Raw genomic sequence first — 17,493 nt, 5'->3', positions numbered from 1 at the left:
AGGTCCCGCTAGCGCGCCCCGAACGGCTGGTCGCTGTCCACGATGTCGCGCCCGAGCGGGAACAGCGACAGCGGGATGAGCTTCAAATTGGCCCAGCCGAACGGGATTCCGATGATCGAGATGAACAGCGGGATGCTGGTCAGCAGGTGGCCGAGGGCGAGCCACCAGCCCGCGACGATCACCCAGATGATGTTGCCGACCAGCGATCCCGCGCCGGCGCCCGGCCGCTCCACCGTGGTCCGGCCGAACGGCCACAGCGCGTAGGCCGCGATCCGGAACGACGCGATGCCCCACGGGATGGTGATGATCAGGATGCAGCAGATGATTCCGGCCAGGATGTAGCCGAGCGCCATCCATATCCCGACGAACACCAGCCACAGGACGTTGAGGATCAAACGAATCGGCGCCATGTGAACAGGATGCCAGCCGAACCGGGCACCGGCATCAGGGTTTCCCCCGAGCCGGTGCGACGTGAACCACAGCTGGGCCGAACCCGCCGGTTCGAGGACCGCGGCCTGACCTAGAAGAACCAGCCGAGCACCGCGTCGCGTTCGGCGGCGAAGGCGTCGCCGAACGCGCGCACCGTCGCGGAGTCCTTGGCCTGCAAGCGGTTCGACTCGGCGAAAACCCGTGCGGGGTAGGCGCCGAGATACATGCTGGCGAGGACATCGATGCCGAGTTCGAGGTCGGCCGGGCGGGTGGTCGGCGTGCATTCGGCGATGCCGTCGCGCACGGTGAGGGCGAAGCTGCCGCCCGCGTCGCGGAACGGATCGGTCACCGCGAGCACGACCTCCAGGTCGCGCTGGTACGAGCGCGCGGTCAGCGCGGCCGGAATGTCCATGAGCCGCAACCACAGTGCGTCGTAGCGCGCGGTGGTGTTGACCAGCCGGATGTCGGTGAGCAGGTACGGCAGCGGGTCGTTGTCGCTGAGCGCCACGTCGATGTGCGTCACCAGTTCGAGCCCGACCAGCGCCCGCCACAGTGCGGCATGCGCGTCGGTGGTCACCGCCCGCATGTCGACCACCTCGGCGACGCTGACGTCCTGGCTGCGGGTGTAACGGTAGAGCGCGTAGCCGTCCGGATGCAGCAGCGCGAATAGATCGGTGCCGCCGCCGCGGTATTCGGCCGGGTCGGCGAACAGCATCTTCCAGCTGGTTTCCGGGCGGGCCTGCGCACCCGGCACGAGCCGGCGCCATCGGTCGTAGACGGCGCGCACCTGATCGGTCACCTCGGCCGGCGCGGCGACCACGACGCCGCCGGGATCCGGCGCGGTCGGCCGGAACTCGGCGAATCGCCGATCGATGCGCACCGAGTTCTCCCGGATCGTCGGCCCGTAGCCGAAGCGCCCGTAGATGGTGCCCTGACTGGCGGTGAAGATGGTCAGCGGCACGCCCTCCGCCTCGGTCCGCCGATGCTGCTCGGTGTACATCGCCCGCAGGATCCCGCGCCGCCGGTGGGTCGGCGCGACCACGACGCCCGCGATCCCGCACGCCTCGACCGTGCGTTCACCGGGCACGGTCAGCGTCATCCTGGCCGCCTTGGTCGCCCCGACGATCCGCTCGCCGTCGAGCGCGACGATGGCGTCCGACACCGCGAAGACCCTGGCTGACGGGTCCCGGAACGCCTCGGGCAGCCGCATGCCGAAGGCGGTATCGGCGACCAGCGTGATCGCGGCGTCGTCGGCGGGAGTGGCCGACCGAATGGTGATTCCGTTTGGCAGCGTCATGGCACGACACTCCCACGCGGCGTGCGTCGCCGCATTCGAATTAGCGCCGGGCGACTCGGCCGCACCGGAGGCGGCATCGCGCCCCTCGCCCAGGCAGGATGTAGCCGTGGCCGAAGTGATCGATATCGTCGACCCCGCCGATCCGCGGGTCGATGACTTCCGCGACCTCAACTCCGCCGATCGCCGACCGGATCTGCCGGGCCGCAAGGGCCTGGTGATCGCCGAGGGCGTGGTGGTCGTACAGCGGATGCTGGCTTCCCGCTTCGCGCCGACCGCCCTACTGGGCGTGGACAAGCGGCGCCAGGAGCTGGCCGACGACCTGGTCGACGTCGACGTGCCCTACTACCGCGCCTCCGCCGAGGTGATGGCGGAGGTGGTCGGCTTCCACCTCAACCGCGGCGTGCTCGCGGTGGCTCGGCGGCCCGCGCCGCGCACCCTGGACGAGGTGCTGGAATCGGCCCGCACGGTGGCCGTGCTGGAGGGCGTCAACGATCACGAGAACCTCGGCTCGATGTTCCGCAACGCGGCCGGCCTCGGCGCCGAGGCCATCCTGTTCGGCGACCGGTGCGCCGACCCGCTCTACCGGCGCGCGGTGCGGGTGTCCATGGGGCACGTGCTGCGGGTGCCGTTCGCATCCGTCCCCGAATGGCCGCAGGGTCTGGATATACTGCGGCGCAAAGGGTTCCAGATCATCGCGTTAACTCCGAACCCGGCCGCGGTGACGCTGGCCGCGGCAATGACCGGGGAACGGGTGGCCTTGTTGCTCGGCGCCGAAGGTCCAGGGTTGAGCGAGGACGCGATGCGAGCCACCGATGTGCGGGCGCGAATTCCGATGTCACCGGGCACGGATTCGCTCAATGTGGCCACCGCGGCCGCGATGGCCTTCTACGAGCGGGTCCGGACGTGAGTTATCCACCGCATCATGGCCCGACGCCCTGGGGCGCCGGGATCACCGTCTCGATCATGGTCGGGTTGCTCGCCGCGGTCGCGGTGTTCTCCTTCGGCCGCGCGCTCGCCGAGGTGCATCCGCTGCTCGCGGTGGCGGTGAACCTGGTCGCGGCCGGTGGAGCCGCGCCGACCGCCTGGCGGTGGCGCTGGACGCCGGTGACCAGGTGGGTGGTCGGCGGCGCCACGGTGGGCGTGCTGCTCGGCTGGGTGGCGTTGCTGATCAGCGGGATCGGGGCCTAGGAGACGCGGTCGTGGCCGCGCAGCCAGCCGAACAGGCCGCGCTTGGGCCGCGTGCCGAGGTCCGGCTCGTGCTGCGGCGGCACCAGCGTGGCCGGGTCGGGCGCTTGGCCTTTCGGATACAGCGTGAAGCCGCACACCGCGACATCGCCGGGGACCAGCGCGCCCTCGGCGGCGGGGGAGCGGTAGTGGAAGCCGAGCCATTCGTGATTGGCCGCGTCGGCGAAATCGGGTGGGTCGAACGGCAGCGTCTGCGGGTCCGGCAGTTCGCCCGCCTGCCAGCGCACCGGGTGCTCGCCGGCCCAGTACGGCCGCTCCCACACCAGCGGCAGGCCCTCGTCCTCCAGGATGTTCACCCGGCTGGAACTGAAGGCCCGGCGGAACTCGCCCCGCTCCCAATGCGCGAACGCGCCCCAGCCGTGCGCGGCGTCGAACGACACCAGGAAGGTGTGCTCGGAGGCCAGCGGCCGCACCAGCAGCTCCGGGATCTCGGTCGGGTGCACGCGCGCGGCCTGCGCCGAACACACGACCGTCACGCCCGGGTAGCAACCGATGTAGACCTCGTCGAGGTCGGGGCCCGCACAGCCGGCCAGGGTGCCGACCATGATCGGGAGCACGTCCCGGTCGCCGTGCAACTGTTTCGCCAGCGCCAGTGCGGCATCCGGATCGGGGTCGTGGTTGGCGCGCAGGACCGTCAACGGGTCGGGTGCGTCGACGTACCAGAGCGTCGAAGCTTTCGATAGCATTTCCGGCACCTCCCGATGGTTGCACGAATCAGCTCCGCGAACTTCGAGCAACGCACTGGGGTGTCGAACAATTCACCGCCTTCGTGAACGTCCGAGACCGTCGCGCGCAGTCGACAACACACCGAAAAATCTACTCGCCCTGAACGCCGCTAGGCGCACCTTCGGCCGCTGAACACGCCAGTGCGTACCAGAAATCAGTCGGAAGACGTCGTTTCCGGAACGCGGCGATAACGCTGGCTAATTCGCCGAGCGAAGGGTTCGCGCGCGTCGGACATGCGGACGCGGCAAGACCTCAGCGCAGGCGAGCAATCGAAATGCGGGCGGCTTCAAGCACACTCAGTGCCCGGAGCTGCGCACGCCGAGCAGCACGTCCTCCCAGGACGGCATGGGCGCCTTGCCGCGCTTGGTGCGCGCGGGCTTAGCGGGCGCTTTGCCGTTGGCGGCGGGCTTGGCCGGTTCCTCGGCGGCGGGCTTGGCCGACGCGGCGGGCGCGGCCGGGGCGGTGGGCTCCGCCGGCGTGCTCGGGGGCGTCGGCGCGGGCGCGCTCGGTGCGGGTGCGGCCGCGGTGGGCGTCGCGGTCGTTGCGGCGGTGGGGGTAGCGGTCGCGCCGGCGGTGATGGCAGGCGTGTTCGCGCCACCGGCGGCGACGGCCCGCTGTTCGTAGTACTCGTCCAGGGTGGGCTGGCTCTGCTGACGGGTCGCGGTGCGGGCGGGCGGAGCGGCGGGCGTCGGACGCGGTTCGACCGCGGGCTCGGGCTGCGGCGCGGGCGCGGCCGCCTCGGGCTCGGCGGGCAGGATGGTGGCGAGACCGCGTAGCGCGCGGCCGAAGTCGGGATCGATCAGGTCGGAGGCGGGGTCATCGAGCGGGGAGACCGAGCCGCCGTGTGCGTCCGGCTGGTAACGCCAGTGCGCGGCGATTTCGGAACGCCCGTTCTGCCACTGCAATTGGGCTACCCAGAAGCCCTTCTCGTCCTTCCAGGCGTCCCATTCGGCGCCTTCGATGTTGTGGCCACGCTCGGTGAAAGCGGCGGTGACGACATCGATGAGGGTTTCCACGGCGGGGCCGTCGGGGCGGACGGGGTGCGCCTTCTGCGCGAGTTCGGCCGCGCGGGCTCGTTCCAGCAGGACCGGGTAGGCGAAGCGCTCGACGCGGCTGGCCGGCATGCCGGATTCTTCGGTGACCTGGTCGACGGAGGCGCCGGCACGGATACGAGCCTGGATATCGCGAGGACGCATAGTTGCTTCCATTTCGATCTCGATCTGGCCGAATCGGGCAAGGTCTCCGCGCGCTGCGGCTCGTAGCTTGTCGTCTGCGGGCAGTCGGTACTTCGCTCCGGACTCGGTGTCGATACACACGATGTGCGTGGAGTCGGGCGTCACCCCGATCACTCGAAGTTCACGCACCGTTACCTCCTTACCGCGTCGACTCGCGACACCGCCCACTTTCCGAAACAGTAGTGCACTTCTGGGATCCGTGGGGCGAGACACGCGGGGCGGAAATCTCCGAAGAGACTCCCGCACCCCGCTAATCTGCTCTGTTCGACTTACCGCACCTCGCGGCGCGGCGTGTCATTTGTGGCGTGTCGCGCTCGAATCCGAGTGCGTCAGCCCAGATTCTGCACTACCCAGTCGATGCTGCGGGTGAGCTGGCTGACGTCTTCCGGATCGATGGCCGGGAACATGCCGACGCGCAGCTGGTTACGCCCCAGCTTGCGGTACGGCTCGGTGTCGACGATTCCGTTGGCGCGCAGCACCTTCGCCACCGCGGCCGCGTCCACCGAGTCGGCGAAGTCGATGGTGCCGACCACCTGCGAGCGGTGCGCCGGGTCCTTGACGTACGGCGTGGCGAATTCGCTCGACTCGGCCCAGTTGTACAGGCGCGAGGACGAATCCAGCGTCCGCTTGACCGCCCAGTCCAGGCCGCCGTTGCCGTTGAGCCACTCGATCTGGTCGGCGAACAGCAGCAGGGTGGCCAGCGCCGGGGTGTTGTAGGTCTGATCCTTGGTGCTGTTGTCGATGGCGATCGGCAGCGACAGGAAGTCCGGCGTCCACCGGCCCGAGGCCTTGATCTCCTCGACCCGGGCCAGCGCGGCCGGGCTCATCAGCGCGACCCACAGGCCACCGTCGGCGGCGAAGCACTTCTGCGGGGCGAAGTAGTAGACGTCGGCGTCGGCGATGTTCACCGGCAGACCACCCGCGCCGGAGGTGGCGTCGATGGCGATCAGCGCGTTCGCCGAACCCGCCGGGCGCTGCACCGGAATCGAGACGCCGGTGGAGGTTTCGTTGTGCGCCCAGCCGATCAGGTCGACCGACGGATCCGAGACCGGCTCCGGCGCGCTGCCCGGCTCGGCCGAGACGACGATCGGGTCGCCGATGAACGGGTTGCCCTTGGCCACGGAGGCGAACTTCGAGCTGAACTCACCGTTGGTGAGGTGCAGCGAGCGCTCCCGGATCAGGCCGAACGCGGCGGCGTCCCAGAAGGCGGTGGTGCCACCGTTGCCCAGCACGACCTCGTAACCGTCGGGCAGCCCGAACAGTTCGCGTAGCCCCGAGCGCACCCGCGCGACCACATCTTTCACCGGCTTCTGCCGATGGCTGGTGCCGAACACCGAGGCGCCGACGGTCACCAGGGACTGCAACTGCTCCGGGCGCACCTTGGAGGGGCCACAGCCGAATCGTCCGTCGGCGGGCTTGAGGTCGGCGGGAATCGTCGGGAACGCAGTGGTCATGCGAACAGGGTAAAGCGTGTCGGACCAGCCCGGTTCGTGCGGGTCGGCACCTGTGCTCGAGGCCACGGACGCCGATGGCGTTGCGCCGCGCCGGAATTGTCACGGTCTGCTCGGGTTGCGGTGGTATTGCTGTGTCGCGGACCACACTCCAGCTAACCTTTGCGCCCATGAACATGGCGTCGGCGAACTCGGGGTGGCGATTGCTCGGTCGACGACCACGATCCTTCGGCCTGCGCATCGGCGCGATCTCCGATGGCGCGCGCCGGGAGTTGCTGATGCGTGGCGCGCTGGGGTCGGCGACTGTCCTGGGCGTGCGGGCGAGTTCGAAGGCGACGGTCGACGCGAACGGAGCGCCCGGACACGTGTTCTGGGTCCGGGTGCTGGTCGACGGAATTCCGCCGTACGAGACCAGAGTTCGCCAGCGGGTGTCCGCGGCGAACCTGGAGTGGATGCAACCCGGCGACGTGGTGTGCTGCCGGGTCGATCCGGGCGACCGGGATCGATTGGTGCTCTACGTCCCCGATTTCGCGGAGACCGGCCGGGCCAGCATCTCGAAGATCCTCGCCGACGGCCGCCGCGCCGACGCCACCGTGCTGGCCGCGACACCGGTCGCCGCGGACTACTCCGGCCGCGACGATCCGGTGCTGCGCCTCGACCTCGAGCTGCGGGCCTGGGACGAGCCGACCCCGTGGCTGGTCCGGCTCGTGCAGCCGGTCCCGTTGTCCGCGATCGGCCTCGTCGATCTCGGCCAGCACCTGGAGGTCGCCTTCTTCACCGTCGACCACGGCGAATCCGTCGCGGTCGACTGGGCGGCCTCGCTCGGGGAGGACTGAGCGCGCTCAGAGATGCACGAAGGTGAAGCCCATCTCGCGAATCGCCGGCAGCACCGCGATCATCCCCGCGCCGGTGCCGGACTGCGGCCGATGCATGTGCGCGAGCGAAATCGCCCCTGGCGCAGCGGCGTTCATCGCGCCCTGCACCTTGGCCGCGCTCGCGGTCGCGCCGTAATCGGCATTGATGCTGAAGCCGACCGGGATTTCCCCCAATTCGTTCACGATGGCGACCGCGACGTCGTCGTAGTGCGCGGTACCCGCCCGGAAGAACCGCGGCGGCCGGCCCACCAGTCCGGTTAGTCGCTCGTGATTGGCCCAGACCTCGTCCGCGGCCTCCTGCGCCGAACCGGTGCCGGCGATGCCATAGGCCGCCTGGCCGTTCACCGACAGCGGCTTATGCGCCACGCCGTGATTGGCCAGCTCGAACAGCGGGTTCATGGCCAGCTGGGCGGCCCGCTGCTGGTTCGCGTCGATCCAGCGCTTGTTCAGGAACAACGTGGCCGGAATCTGCTGGGCGATCAGGAAATTCACCAGCGATTCATCGATGTCGTTGTTGCCCGCGCCGCCGCACGCGTCGAAGGTGAGCGCCATCTGCTTGCCGGTGGCCGCGAACGTGCTGAGGATGCCCGGCATCGCCACGCCCCACTGCTGCGGCTGCTCGCCCGCGTGCCGGGCGACCACCGCGGCGGGGGAGTTGTTCGGCGGTGGCGGCGCGTTCTTGGCGTTCACGGCGGAATCGCCCGCGACCGGCGCGCGGCCGGCCGAACTGGGCGGCGTGGACGGCGTTTCGCTCTGCGCCGTGCCGCATCCGGTGCTGGCGAACCCGGCGGCCAGCGCGGCGCCGACGCCGAACATCCGCCGGCGCGACATGCCTTTTTCCATCATCCGTAAGCCCTCTTTCCGAAGTCAGCCCCGGATGCTACGCGAGCCGAACGTCCAAGTGGTGCAGGACATTCGGCTCGCGGTCATACCGTCTATCTATCGCACTAGGCGTGCGAGATGGCCGCCCAGCCCGCGACCTCTTCCGGGCCGCGCGGGGCGGGGCCGGTGTAGATGGCCGCTGGGCGCACCAGCTTGCCGAGCTGCTTCTGCTCGAGGATGTGCGCACACCAGCCCGCGGTGCGGCCACAGGTGAACATGGCGGGCATCATGTGCGCGGGCACCTCGGCGAAGTCGAGGATCACCGCGGCCCAGAACTCCACGTTGGTCTCGATCGCCCGGTCCGGGCGACGCTCGCGCAGCTCGGCCAGTGCGGCCTGCTCCAGCGCGGCGGCCACCTCGTAGCGCGGGGCGGCCAGCCGCTTGGCGGTGGCGCGCAGCACGCGGGCGCGCGGGTCCTCGGCCCGGTACACCCGGTGCCCGAAGCCCATCAGCTTTTCCTTGCGATCCAGGATGCCCTTGACCAGCGCTCGTGCGTCGCCGGTCTTTTCGACCTCTTCGATCATCGGCAGCACGCGGGCGGGCGCGCCACCGTGCAGCGGGCCGGACATCGCGCCGATCGCGCCGGACAGCGAGGCCGCGACGTCGGCGCCGGTGGAGGCGATCACGCGCGCGGTAAAGGTGGAGGCGTTCATGCCGTGCTCGGCGGCGGAGACCCAGTAGGCGTCGATGGCCTCGGTGTGCTTCGGGTCCGGGTCACCCTTCCAGCGGGTCATGAACCGCTCGGTGACCGTGTCGCACTCGTCGATCTTCTTCTGCGGCACCGCGGGCTGGTAGATGCCGCGCGCGGACTGCGCGACGTAGGACAGCGCCATCACCGAGGCGCGGGCCAGGTTGTCCCGCGCGGTCTCGTCGTCGATGTCGAGCAGCGGCTGGTAGCCCCAGATCGGGGCGAGCATGGCCAGACCGGCCTGCACGTCGACGCGGACATCGCCGGTGTGCACCGGCAGCGGGAACGGTTCGGCGGGCGGCAAGCCGCGGCCGAACTCGCCGTCGACCAGCAGTGCCCAGACGTCACCGAAGGTCACCTGGCCCTCGACCAGGTTCTCGATATCGACGCCGCGGTAGCGCAGCGCGCCGCCGTCCTTGTCCGGCTCGGCGATATCGGTGGTGAAGGCCACCACACCCTCCAGGCCGCTGACGAAATCGCTGGGTACGGCGGTCTGGCCGGTAGGCACCGCGGGGCTGGTAGTCATGTTGTGACTTCTCCTTGCAATTTCGAGCACATGCCGATCACCAACACCTTAGATCCTTGCTACCGCGGAGTAACGTCTGGCCCATGCGTGACCTGGACAATTCACCCGGCGGCCAGGAGGCGGCCGATTTCCCGCCGAGCACCGATCTCGCGGGCATGCGCGTCGAGTACGGGGGCACCCCGTTCGGCAGCGGCGAAGACGTCGATCTGGACGAAACCTGGTTGGCCGGCGGCTGGGAGCCGTTGTTACGCCACTGGATCGAGCAGGCGACCGCGGTCGGCGTCGCCGAGCCGAACGCCATGGTGCTGGCCACCGTTTCGCTGACCGACGGCACGCCCCGCCCGGTCGCCCGGACGGTGCTGTGTAAAGGCCTCTCGCCGGAGGGTGTGACTTTTTACACCAATTACGACTCGGCCAAGGGCAACCAGCTCGCGGCGGTCCCGTTCGCCGCGGCCACCTTCGTCTGGCCCGCGCTCGGCAGGCAGGTGCATGTGCGCGGCGCGATCGAGCGGACCGGCGCCGAGACGACCGGGGTGTATTGGCGTTCCCGTCCGCGCGATTCACAGCTGGGCGCCTGGGCGTCGCGGCAGTCCAAACCGATCGGCTCGCGCGCCGAGTTGGACCGCACCATGGCCGAGACCATCGCGCGGTTCGAGGACGTCGACGAGATTCCGGTGCCGCCGCACTGGGGTGGCTTCCTGCTCCGCCCGGACGAGGTGGAGTTCTGGCAGGGCCGACGGGGCAGGCTGCACAACCGGATTCGAGTGCTCATCGCGGACGGCGCGATGAAGGTCGAGCGACTACAACCCTGACGCTCGTTCCCGACTCGATATGCTGCCGCCGGTGAGACTGCTGGCCGACACGACACCGCTGCGAAATCCCGACTATCGGCGCCTGTGGACCTCGGGTGTCGTCACCATCATCGGTGCGCAGCTGTCCATCGTCGCGGTGCCGCAGCAGATCTTCCAGATCACCGGCAGCTCCGGATATGTCGGCCTGGCCGGGCTTTTCGGCCTGGTGCCGCTGATCGTGTTCGGGCTGTGGGGCGGCGCGCTCGCGGACGTGATGGACCGGCGCAAGCTGATGCTCATCACCAATGTCGGCACCGGCCTCACCGCGGTGGCGTTCTGGGCGCAGGCCGCGTCCGGCATCGACAACGTGTGGGTGGTGCTCGGCCTGTTCGCGGTGCAGCAGGCCTTCTTCGCGGTGAATCAGCCGACGCGCAGCGCGACCATCCCGCGCCTGCTGCCCGAAGACCAACTGGCCGCGGCCAATTCGCTGAGCATGACGGTGATGCAGTTCGGCGCCATCGCCGGCCCGGTGCTCGCGGGCGCGCTGATCCCGGTGGTCGGGCTGTCCACCCTCTATCTGATCGACTCGATCGCGCTGCTCGCCACGGTGTGGGCGGTGTGGCGACTGCCCGCGCTGCCGCCGACGGGTTCGGCGCGCAAGGCCGGATTCCGCACGGTGCTGGACGGTTTCGCGTATCTGGCGACACAGCGGATCCTGCTCGCGTCGTTCGCGGTGGACGTGATCGCCATGGTGTTCGGCATGCCGCGCGCGCTGTTCCCGCAGATCGCGCACGAGACGTTCGGCGATCCGACCACCGGCGGCGTCGCGCTCGGCCTGCTGTTCGCGTCCATGTCGGCGGGCGCGGTGCTCGGCGGGGTGTTCTCCGGCTGGATCCCGCGGATTCGCCGTCAGGGCCTGGCCGTGCTCATCTGCATCGCGCTGTGGGGCGTGGCCATGGTCGGCTTCGGCGTTGCCGTCGGATTCACCGGACACGGGCTGGGTCTGGGCCTCGGACTGTGGCTCGCGCTGATCTGCTCGGCCTTCGGCGGCGCGGTGGACATGGTCTCGGCCGCGCTGCGGGTGACCATGTTGCAGCAGGTCGCGACCGATGAGATGCGCGGCAGGCTGCAAGGGGTGTTCATCGTGGTTGTCGCAGGTGGGCCGCGAATCGGTGATGTTGCCCACGGTTTTGCGGCGGCCAGTCTGGGTACCGCTGTGGCCGCGGCCGGTGGCGGTGGGCTGGTGGTGATCGGCGTGGTGATCGCCGCCGTGGCATTCCCGGCATTCCTCCGATACCGAGTAGGCCGCGCACATGCGGAAATAGTGGCACCATGAGCTCTGCGAATATCTGGCAACCGCTGTTCGGCGAGCTACAACCACCTCACGTGGCCTAGAGATGAATGTGAGGTCGCGCAGGACTACCCTCCTGGTTGTCCGCGTCGGTGAACGTCTAGCGTTGAGACAAGTGCATCGTGCGCCGACCGCGACGGTGCCTACGGTTCTAGCCTGAGAGGGATCCTTCCGTGCCCGCTGAGAACATCATCAACGTCGACGAAGACGCCAAGCCGGTGCTTACCTACCCCGGCGGGGAGTTCCCGATGACGGTCGCCAAGGCCGCTGAGGGCAACGACGGAATCGAGCTGGGAAAGCTCCTGGCCAGCACGGGTTACGTCACCTACGACCCGGGCTTCATGAACACCGCCCCGACCAAGTCGGCGATCACCTACATCGACGGTGAAGCGGGCATCCTGCGCTACCGCGGTTACCCGATCGACCAGCTGGCCGGGACCTCGACCTTCATCGAGGTCAGCTACCTGCTGATCTACGGCGAGCTGCCCTCGCAGGCCCAGCTGGACGACTTCACCGACCGGATCCGCAGGCACACCCTGCTGCACGAGGACCTGAAGCGGTTCTTCGACGGCTTCCCGCGCAACGCGCACCCGATGCCGGTGCTGTCCTCCGCGGTGAACGCGCTCTCGGCGTACTACCAGGACTCGCTGGACCCGCGCGACCCCGAACAGGTCGAGCTGTCCACCATCCGACTACTCGCCAAGCTGCCGACGATCGCGGCCTACTCGTACAAGAAGTCGGTCGGCCAGCCGTTCCTCTACCCGGACAACTCGCTGAGCCTGGTGGAGAACTTCCTGCGGATGACCTTCGGGTTCCCGGCCGAGCCGTACGAGGTCGATCCCGAGGTCGCCGCCGCGCTGGACATGCTGCTGATCCTGCACGCCGACCACGAGCAGAACTGCTCCACCTCGACGGTGCGGCTGGTCGGCTCCTCCGACGCCAACCTCTTCACCTCGGTGTCCGGCGGCATCAACGCCCTGTGGGGCCCGCTGCACGGCGGCGCGAACCAGGCCGTGCTGGAGATGCTCGACGGGATCAAGTCCGACGGCGGCGACGTCAAGGAATTCATCCGCAAGGTCAAGAACAAGGAAGACGGCGTGAAGCTCATGGGCTTCGGGCACCGCGTCTACCGCAACTACGACCCGCGCGCCGCGATCGCCAAGAAGCACGCCGACGCCATCCTGCAGAAGCTCGGCAACGACGAGCTGTTCGACATCGCGCAGGCGCTGGAAGAGGCCGCGCTGACCGACGAGTACTTCGTCGAGCGTCGCCTGTACCCGAACGTCGACTTCTACACCGGCGTCATCTACAAGGCTATGGGCTTCCCGACCCGCATGTTCACCGTGCTGTTCGCCATGGGCCGGCTGCCGGGCTGGATCGCGCACTGGCGCGAAATGCACAGCGAGCCACTGAAGATCGGCCGCCCGCGGCAGATCTACACCGGCTACGGTGCGCGCGACTACCGCGAGATCACCAATCGTTAGTTCCACCGTTTCACCCACCATCACCTATCGAAGGGGATAAGCCGAATGACCAAGCCGGAGATCGAATTCCAGGGCGGCCCCGCGCCTGCCGAGCTGGTGATCAAGGACATCATCGAGGGCGAAGGCAAGGAAGCCGTGCCCGGCGGCAACGTCGAGGTGCACTACGTCGGTGTCGAATTCGAATCCGGCGAAGAATTCGACTCCTCGTGGAACCGCGGCGAATCGCTCACGTTCCCGCTGCGTGGCCTGATCCAGGGCTGGCAGGACGGCATCCCCGGTATGAAGGTCGGCGGCCGCCGCCAGCTCACCATCCCGCCGGCCCTGGCCTACGGCCCGGCCGGTGCCGGCCACGCGCTCGCGGGCAAGACACTGGTCTTCGTCATCGACCTGCTGGACGCGAATTAATTTGCCGCGTGGCCGCGGCGTGTTCGCGGCCCCCGGGTGTCTCGCGTCCCAGCTGTCGAGACTCGCGCCTGCGGCGCATGCGCTTCGACAGCTGGGCCACGAGACGGGCCGCGAACGGGGTCGCTCGTAAGACTCGCTCCGTCGTGGTTGGGTTGTGTGGCCCGTGTTCCAGATCTCTGGGATACGGGCCATCGCCGTTTCTACTGGCGGACAACCTCGACCGGATCGGTCAGCGCGAGGGCAAGTGCGGACTGCTGGGCGGTGCTGCGCTGGGGGAGGGCCTGGACGGCCTTGTCGGTCTGTGTGTTCAGGTTGCCGACGATGCTCTGCAACTGGGTGACGCCGCCGGTGAGTTGGCTGATGGCGCTGACCAATTGGGCGCCGCCCTCGTCGGCCAGCCGAGGCAGGTCCTCGGCCAGCTTCGCGCCCTCGTTCAATTGCGCGCTGGCACTGGTCATCCGGTCGACCACGGTGTGCAGCAGGGTGCCGAGGTCGGTGCTCGGGTCGACCGCGCCGCCGACCAGCGTGCCGAGGCCGGTGAGCTGCGCACCGGCCTGGCCCGAAATGCCTTGCAGGGCTTCGAGCTTCTTGATGATGTCGGCCAGGGCCGGATCGCTCGCGAACGGGAGCGCGCGCAGCGGCGGCAGGATCTGGTCGAGCCCGGTGCTCACCGTGTTCGCCGTCTGCTCCACCTGCGCGATCGTGATGCCGGTCGAATCCAGCGCGACGGCAAGCTGATTCGCCTGCTCGGCCGCGCCGTCGACGGTCGAGTTCAGCAGTGCGATCGCCGAAGTCAGCTGGGCGGAACCCGCTTTCGCGAAATTCAGGAAACCGAGCAGCTGATCGGCGCCCGAGCTGAACTGCTCGGCGCCCGAGGCGGCCGCGTTCACCCCGGCCTTCAGCAACTGGGCGGTGAACTGCGCCTGCGTCATCTGGCTGCGCGCCTGCCCGACCGCGGACAGCGCTGCGTCGACCCCCGCCGCGCCGACCCGGTGAGTGACCTCGCTGACCGCGCCGTTCACCGTGCCGGTGTCCGCGCCCTTGTGCGTGGCCACGGTGACCTTGGCCCGCCGCGGCTGCGGGCCGGCCAGGGTGCCCATGGATTCGGTGAGGTCGGCGGGCAGGGTGATCACCGCGGCGTAGTCGTCGGTGCTCGCCTCGCCCGGCTTCGCCGCGGTCCACTCGTAACCGCCCGCGTCCTGCAACGCCTTGACCACCTTCGCCCCGGTCGGCCCGGCATCGGCGTTGACCAGAGCGATGCCGGTGGGACCACTGTCCGATCGGCTGCACGCGGTGATTCCGGCGCCGAGCGCGCCGGCGCCGACGAGAGCAACGGCGAGCAGGGCCAAGCGTGCGTGTTTTCCGGTCACCTCGCTGACCTTAGAACTCGCACATGACCCCAGCGCTGGCGTTTCTATGAGAGTTCGTTAAGGGACCTCGCGGGCGTTTGCGCTGCGCCGCGCACGAATTCGCCCGGCGGGCGAGACCGGTCAGAGCGCGGCGGGCGCGGGCAGCTCCAGCACCAGGCGGATGCCGCCCATCGTGCCGTCGTCGAAATAGGCACGGCCGCCGTGTAATTGGGCCTGCTGGGCGACCAGGGCGAGGCCGAGGCCGGACCCGCCCTTGCTCGCCTGACTGCCGCGGAAGAACCGATCGAACACGGCCTGCCGCTCGTCCGCCGGGATACCGCGGCCGTTGTCGTCCACGCTGATCACGATGTGCCCGTTCGGCGCTCGATGCGCGGAGACCAGCGCCTCGGTGGCGCGCCCGTGCTTGACCGAGTTGGCCAGCGCGTTGTCCACCGCGAGGCGCAGCCCCGCGGGCAGGCCGCGCGTGACCAGCTCGGTGTCGCTGTCGATGCGCACCTTCAGCCCGGGGAAATGCCGCATGGCATCGTGTGCGGCCTGGTCACACAGGTCGCCGACATCGGTGGCGACGTGGTCGCGTTCGTTGGTGAGGTCACCGGTCGCGAGGCGTTCCAGCGCGGCGAGTGTGGTTTCCACTCGGCCCTGACTGCGTTGCAGATCGGCGAGGATCTCCGCGCGCTGCGCCTCGTCCAGGTCGAGGGTGCGCAAGACCTCCAAGTCGGTGCGCATGGCGGTGAGCGGCGTGCGCAGTTCGTGCGCGGACACGGCGGCGAAATCGCGCGCGGTCTCGAGCGCGGCCGCGGTTTCGGACTGAGCCTGGTCCACCCGCTGCAACATCGTATTCACCGCGTCCGCCAGCTTTTCCGCCTCGCGCACGCCCGAGCCGTCCACCGGCGTCTGCGGATCGCGCGGATCGGGCAGGCCGCTGCGCGCGTCGACCTGACGGGTGAGCCGCACGATCGGACGCACCGCGCGCCCGGCCAGCAGCCAGCCCAGCGCCGCGGAGGCCGCGATGGCGAACAGGGCGCCGCCGAGCACCCAACGTCGCTGCTCGGCGGTCGCAGCGGCCGCCGACGCGGTCGGGATGCCCATCGACACCACCCGGCCCGCGGGCTGATTCTCAGTCGTCGAGAGGATCCGGTAGGGCGTGCCGCCGACCGGCACGGTCCGCGAACCCGGTGCCAGATCGGGCAATTGGGTCGGCGTGCTCGCGATGACATTGCCGTCCACCCGAACGGTGACGGCGATGTCGTTGTTCAGTCCGGGCACGAAGCCGATCACCCGGACCACGACGACCGGTTCGATCAGCACCAGGCGCGCGGCGATCGCCAGCTGCTGATCGGATTGCCGCATGTTGTTGCGCTCGATCGCGTGAATGCTGATCACGCTGATCACCGCGACGACGATGACCGCACCAGCGGCGGCCGCGCCTGCGACCCGGGTGCGCAGCGAAAAGGCCCGGCGCCGACGGGATTTCGGCGCGGCGACCTCCGTCATTTGGGCGCCCGCAGCACGAACCCGACCCCGCGGATCGTGTGCAGCAACCGCGGCGTGCCCTCCACCTCCAGCTTGCGCCGCAGGTATCCGACGAACACGTCGACCACGTTGGTGTCGGCCGCGAAGTCGTAGCCCCACACCAGTTCCAGCAGCCGCTCCCGGCTCAGCACCACGCCGACATTGCGCGCCAGCGTGGACAGCAGCTCGAATTCCCGCTTGGTCAGCTCGATTTCGGCGCCGTTCAGCAGCGCGCGATAACCCGCGACATCGACTTCGAGCGGACCCACGGTGATCGCGCCCGGCGTGGCCGGCGACTGAGTGTCGGTGCGCCTGCGCAGCAGCGCCTTGATCCGCGCGACGAGTTCGGCCAGCACGAACGGTTTGACCAGATAATCGTCGGCCCCCGATTCCAGCCCGGAGATCCGATCGTCCACCGAGGCCCGAGCGCTGAGCACGCAGATCGGCACCTCGTTGCCCAGCGCGCGCAACGCGGTCACCACGCCCGCGCCATCGAGCACCGGCATGTTCATATCGAGCACGATCGCGTCCGGCGCGTGCTCGTTCACGCTGCGCAGCGCCTGCGCGCCGTCCCGGGCCACCAGCACGTGGAAGCCGGAAAGCCGCAGGCCGCGCTCGACCGAGGCGAGCACGTCCTCGTCGTCATCGACGACGAGGACGGTCGGGGTCGTTGGTGTCACGTCTGTCATTGTGCCGTCACCGATCGGTGCAACCGGTCAGGCGGGCATGCGCGCCCGGTCAGTAGTTGTGGCAAGAATCGGCGACGGCCTGGATGGTCCCGCGCAGCTGGGCGTAGCGCGGGTCGTTCTGGGCCTGCTGGACCGCGTCCGGGTTCTCGTTGATCGCCTGCTGCAATTCGGCGCGGCGCTGCTCGACCGGCTGGTCGAACTTGCGCTGCAACTCGGCCTTCTGTGCCGGGTTCGCGTCGAGCATCTTGGCCAGCTGCGGGGCCTTGTCGTGCAGCGCGGCGTCGACCTGCGCGAACGAACAGTCCGAGTTCAGCAGCGGGCCGGCCAGCTCCATCGGGTCGGCGGAGGCGAGCGCCGGGCTGAGGAACACGGCAACGGTGGCCAGTCCGCCCGCGGCGAGGGCGGCGACAGCGGGACGGCCAACGGAACGCTTCATGGTGTGACTCCAGTTCGTCGAGGGGTTATTGCCGGCGCCCTCGACGCTAGGCCGCCGCACTGGCACCTTGTTGAACGTTCCCTAAGGAATCTCTGAGCACG

Annotated in this window: 18 protein-coding genes; 7 read left to right on the top strand and 11 right to left on the bottom strand. The window is 69.3% G+C overall.

What is annotated here, in order from left to right; translation table 11 throughout:
- Window positions 1–8 precede the first annotated feature (8 nt).
- Window positions 9–410 (bottom strand): YccF domain-containing protein, encoded by a 402-nt coding sequence (locus tag AB0M22_RS35830; RefSeq protein ID WP_364736445.1) that lies wholly within the window; start codon window positions 408–410, stop codon window positions 9–11.
- 110 nt (window positions 411–520) lie between these two features.
- Window positions 521–1,726: a GNAT family N-acetyltransferase gene (locus AB0M22_RS35825; protein ID WP_364736443.1), complete on the bottom strand. Its 1,206-nt coding sequence runs from the start codon at window positions 1,724–1,726 to the stop codon at window positions 521–523.
- A 106-nt stretch (window positions 1,727–1,832) separates the two neighbouring features.
- On the opposite strand from AB0M22_RS35825, the gene AB0M22_RS35820 reads away from it, so the two are divergent.
- Window positions 1,833–2,633 carry an RNA methyltransferase gene (locus tag AB0M22_RS35820; RefSeq protein WP_364736441.1) on the top strand — a complete coding sequence of 267 codons (801 nt, stop codon included), beginning with the start codon at window positions 1,833–1,835 and terminating at the stop codon, window positions 2,631–2,633.
- A complete protein-coding gene (locus tag AB0M22_RS35815; RefSeq protein WP_364736439.1) occupies window positions 2,630–2,914 on the top strand; it encodes a DUF2537 domain-containing protein in 285 nt (94 codons plus the stop codon). The genes AB0M22_RS35820 and AB0M22_RS35815 overlap by 4 nt, the downstream gene beginning before the upstream one ends.
- On the opposite strand, the gene AB0M22_RS35810 is transcribed toward AB0M22_RS35815, so the two are convergent.
- The 3 genes from AB0M22_RS35810 to serC all read right to left on the bottom strand — a co-directional run bounded on the left by AB0M22_RS35810 (window position 2,911) and on the right by serC (window position 6,386).
- Complete coding sequence (locus AB0M22_RS35810; RefSeq protein WP_364736438.1) at window positions 2,911–3,657, bottom strand: hypothetical protein; 747 nt, start codon at window positions 3,655–3,657, stop codon at window positions 2,911–2,913. The genes AB0M22_RS35815 and AB0M22_RS35810 overlap by 4 nt on opposite strands.
- Window positions 3,658–3,993: 336 nt before the next feature.
- Complete coding sequence (gene sepH / locus AB0M22_RS35805; protein ID WP_364736435.1) at window positions 3,994–5,061, bottom strand: septation protein SepH; 1,068 nt, start codon at window positions 5,059–5,061, stop codon at window positions 3,994–3,996.
- Window positions 5,062–5,261: 200 nt separating this feature from the next.
- The gene (serC, locus tag AB0M22_RS35800) at window positions 5,262–6,386 is read right to left on the bottom strand and encodes a phosphoserine transaminase (protein ID WP_364736433.1); all 1,125 of its coding nucleotides are present in this window, start codon (window positions 6,384–6,386) and stop codon (window positions 5,262–5,264) included.
- Window positions 6,387–6,553: 167 nt separating this feature from the next.
- Here serC and AB0M22_RS35795 point away from each other — a divergent pair, with 167 nt between their 5' ends.
- Entirely contained in the window at window positions 6,554–7,219 is a 666-nt protein-coding gene (locus tag AB0M22_RS35795; RefSeq protein WP_364736432.1) for a hypothetical protein, read from the top strand.
- Between the two features lie 6 nt (window positions 7,220–7,225).
- Here the strand turns inward: AB0M22_RS35795 and AB0M22_RS35790 are convergent, their stop codons facing one another.
- Both AB0M22_RS35790 and AB0M22_RS35785 read right to left on the bottom strand, forming a co-directional pair.
- Entirely contained in the window at window positions 7,226–8,089 is an 864-nt protein-coding gene (locus AB0M22_RS35790; RefSeq protein WP_364736430.1) for a polysaccharide deacetylase family protein, read from the bottom strand.
- A 116-nt stretch (window positions 8,090–8,205) separates the two neighbouring features.
- Complete coding sequence (locus AB0M22_RS35785) at window positions 8,206–9,354, bottom strand: citrate synthase 2 (protein ID WP_364736428.1); 1,149 nt, start codon at window positions 9,352–9,354, stop codon at window positions 8,206–8,208.
- 83 nt (window positions 9,355–9,437) lie between these two features.
- Between AB0M22_RS35785 and pdxH the strand changes: the two genes are divergently transcribed.
- From pdxH to AB0M22_RS35765, 4 genes are all read left to right on the top strand, one after another.
- A complete protein-coding gene (pdxH, locus tag AB0M22_RS35780; protein WP_364736426.1) occupies window positions 9,438–10,166 on the top strand; it encodes a pyridoxamine 5'-phosphate oxidase in 729 nt (242 codons plus the stop codon).
- Window positions 10,167–10,185: 19 nt separating this feature from the next.
- Window positions 10,186–11,481 (top strand): MFS transporter, encoded by a 1,296-nt coding sequence (locus AB0M22_RS35775; protein WP_364736424.1) that lies wholly within the window; start codon window positions 10,186–10,188, stop codon window positions 11,479–11,481.
- A 188-nt stretch (window positions 11,482–11,669) separates the two neighbouring features.
- Window positions 11,670–12,980, top strand: coding sequence for a citrate synthase (locus AB0M22_RS35770; RefSeq protein WP_364736422.1), 1,311 nt, complete (start codon window positions 11,670–11,672; stop codon window positions 12,978–12,980).
- Between the two features lie 45 nt (window positions 12,981–13,025).
- The gene (locus tag AB0M22_RS35765; protein ID WP_364736419.1) at window positions 13,026–13,385 is read left to right on the top strand and encodes an FKBP-type peptidyl-prolyl cis-trans isomerase; all 360 of its coding nucleotides are present in this window, start codon (window positions 13,026–13,028) and stop codon (window positions 13,383–13,385) included.
- Window positions 13,386–13,585: 200 nt separating this feature from the next.
- Here AB0M22_RS35765 and AB0M22_RS35760 read toward each other — a convergent pair whose 3' ends face one another.
- The 4 genes from AB0M22_RS35760 to AB0M22_RS35745 all read right to left on the bottom strand — a co-directional run bounded on the left by AB0M22_RS35760 (window position 13,586) and on the right by AB0M22_RS35745 (window position 17,392).
- Window positions 13,586–14,755: a hypothetical protein gene (locus tag AB0M22_RS35760; protein WP_364736418.1), complete on the bottom strand. Its 1,170-nt coding sequence runs from the start codon at window positions 14,753–14,755 to the stop codon at window positions 13,586–13,588.
- Window positions 14,756–14,875: 120 nt separating this feature from the next.
- Window positions 14,876–16,249 carry a HAMP domain-containing sensor histidine kinase gene (locus tag AB0M22_RS35755; protein WP_364736416.1) on the bottom strand — a complete coding sequence of 458 codons (1,374 nt, stop codon included), beginning with the start codon at window positions 16,247–16,249 and terminating at the stop codon, window positions 14,876–14,878.
- A complete protein-coding gene (locus AB0M22_RS35750; RefSeq protein WP_364736414.1) occupies window positions 16,246–16,956 on the bottom strand; it encodes a response regulator transcription factor in 711 nt (236 codons plus the stop codon). Before AB0M22_RS35750 ends, AB0M22_RS35755 begins: the two co-directional genes overlap by 4 nt.
- A 49-nt stretch (window positions 16,957–17,005) precedes the next feature.
- Entirely contained in the window at window positions 17,006–17,392 is a 387-nt protein-coding gene (locus AB0M22_RS35745) for a hemophore-related protein (RefSeq protein WP_364736412.1), read from the bottom strand.
- Between the last annotated feature and the right edge of the window lie 101 nt (window positions 17,393–17,493).

Origin of the sequence: Nocardia sp. NPDC051756 (assembly GCF_040681495.1) — a bacterium.
Classification (GTDB): Bacteria; Actinomycetota; Actinomycetes; order Mycobacteriales; family Mycobacteriaceae; genus Nocardia.
This window is presented reverse-complemented; position numbering and strand designations above follow the sequence as displayed.

Excerpts from the sequence above, each read along its gene's own strand:
- AB0M22_RS35785 (WP_364736428.1), bottom strand. The coding sequence starts at position 9,354 with ATGACTACCAGCCCCGCGGTGCCTACCGGCCAGACCGCCGTACCCAGC.
- AB0M22_RS35795 (WP_364736432.1), top strand. The coding sequence starts at position 6,554 with ATGAACATGGCGTCGGCGAACTCGGGGTGGCGATTGCTCGGTCGACGA.
- AB0M22_RS35755 (WP_364736416.1), bottom strand. The coding sequence starts at position 16,249 with ATGACGGAGGTCGCCGCGCCGAAATCCCGTCGGCGCCGGGCCTTTTCG.
- serC (WP_364736433.1), bottom strand. The coding sequence starts at position 6,386 with ATGACCACTGCGTTCCCGACGATTCCCGCCGACCTCAAGCCCGCCGAC.
- AB0M22_RS35765 (WP_364736419.1), top strand. The coding sequence starts at position 13,026 with ATGACCAAGCCGGAGATCGAATTCCAGGGCGGCCCCGCGCCTGCCGAG.
- AB0M22_RS35810 (WP_364736438.1), bottom strand. The coding sequence starts at position 3,657 with ATGCTATCGAAAGCTTCGACGCTCTGGTACGTCGACGCACCCGACCCG.
- AB0M22_RS35790 (WP_364736430.1), bottom strand. The coding sequence starts at position 8,089 with ATGTCGCGCCGGCGGATGTTCGGCGTCGGCGCCGCGCTGGCCGCCGGG.
- AB0M22_RS35825 (WP_364736443.1), bottom strand. The coding sequence starts at position 1,726 with ATGACGCTGCCAAACGGAATCACCATTCGGTCGGCCACTCCCGCCGAC.
- AB0M22_RS35750 (WP_364736414.1), bottom strand. The coding sequence starts at position 16,956 with ATGACAGACGTGACACCAACGACCCCGACCGTCCTCGTCGTCGATGAC.
- AB0M22_RS35775 (WP_364736424.1), top strand. The coding sequence starts at position 10,186 with ATGCTGCCGCCGGTGAGACTGCTGGCCGACACGACACCGCTGCGAAAT.
- pdxH (WP_364736426.1), top strand. The coding sequence starts at position 9,438 with ATGCGTGACCTGGACAATTCACCCGGCGGCCAGGAGGCGGCCGATTTC.
- AB0M22_RS35830 (WP_364736445.1), bottom strand. The coding sequence starts at position 410 with ATGGCGCCGATTCGTTTGATCCTCAACGTCCTGTGGCTGGTGTTCGTC.
- AB0M22_RS35745 (WP_364736412.1), bottom strand. The coding sequence starts at position 17,392 with ATGAAGCGTTCCGTTGGCCGTCCCGCTGTCGCCGCCCTCGCCGCGGGC.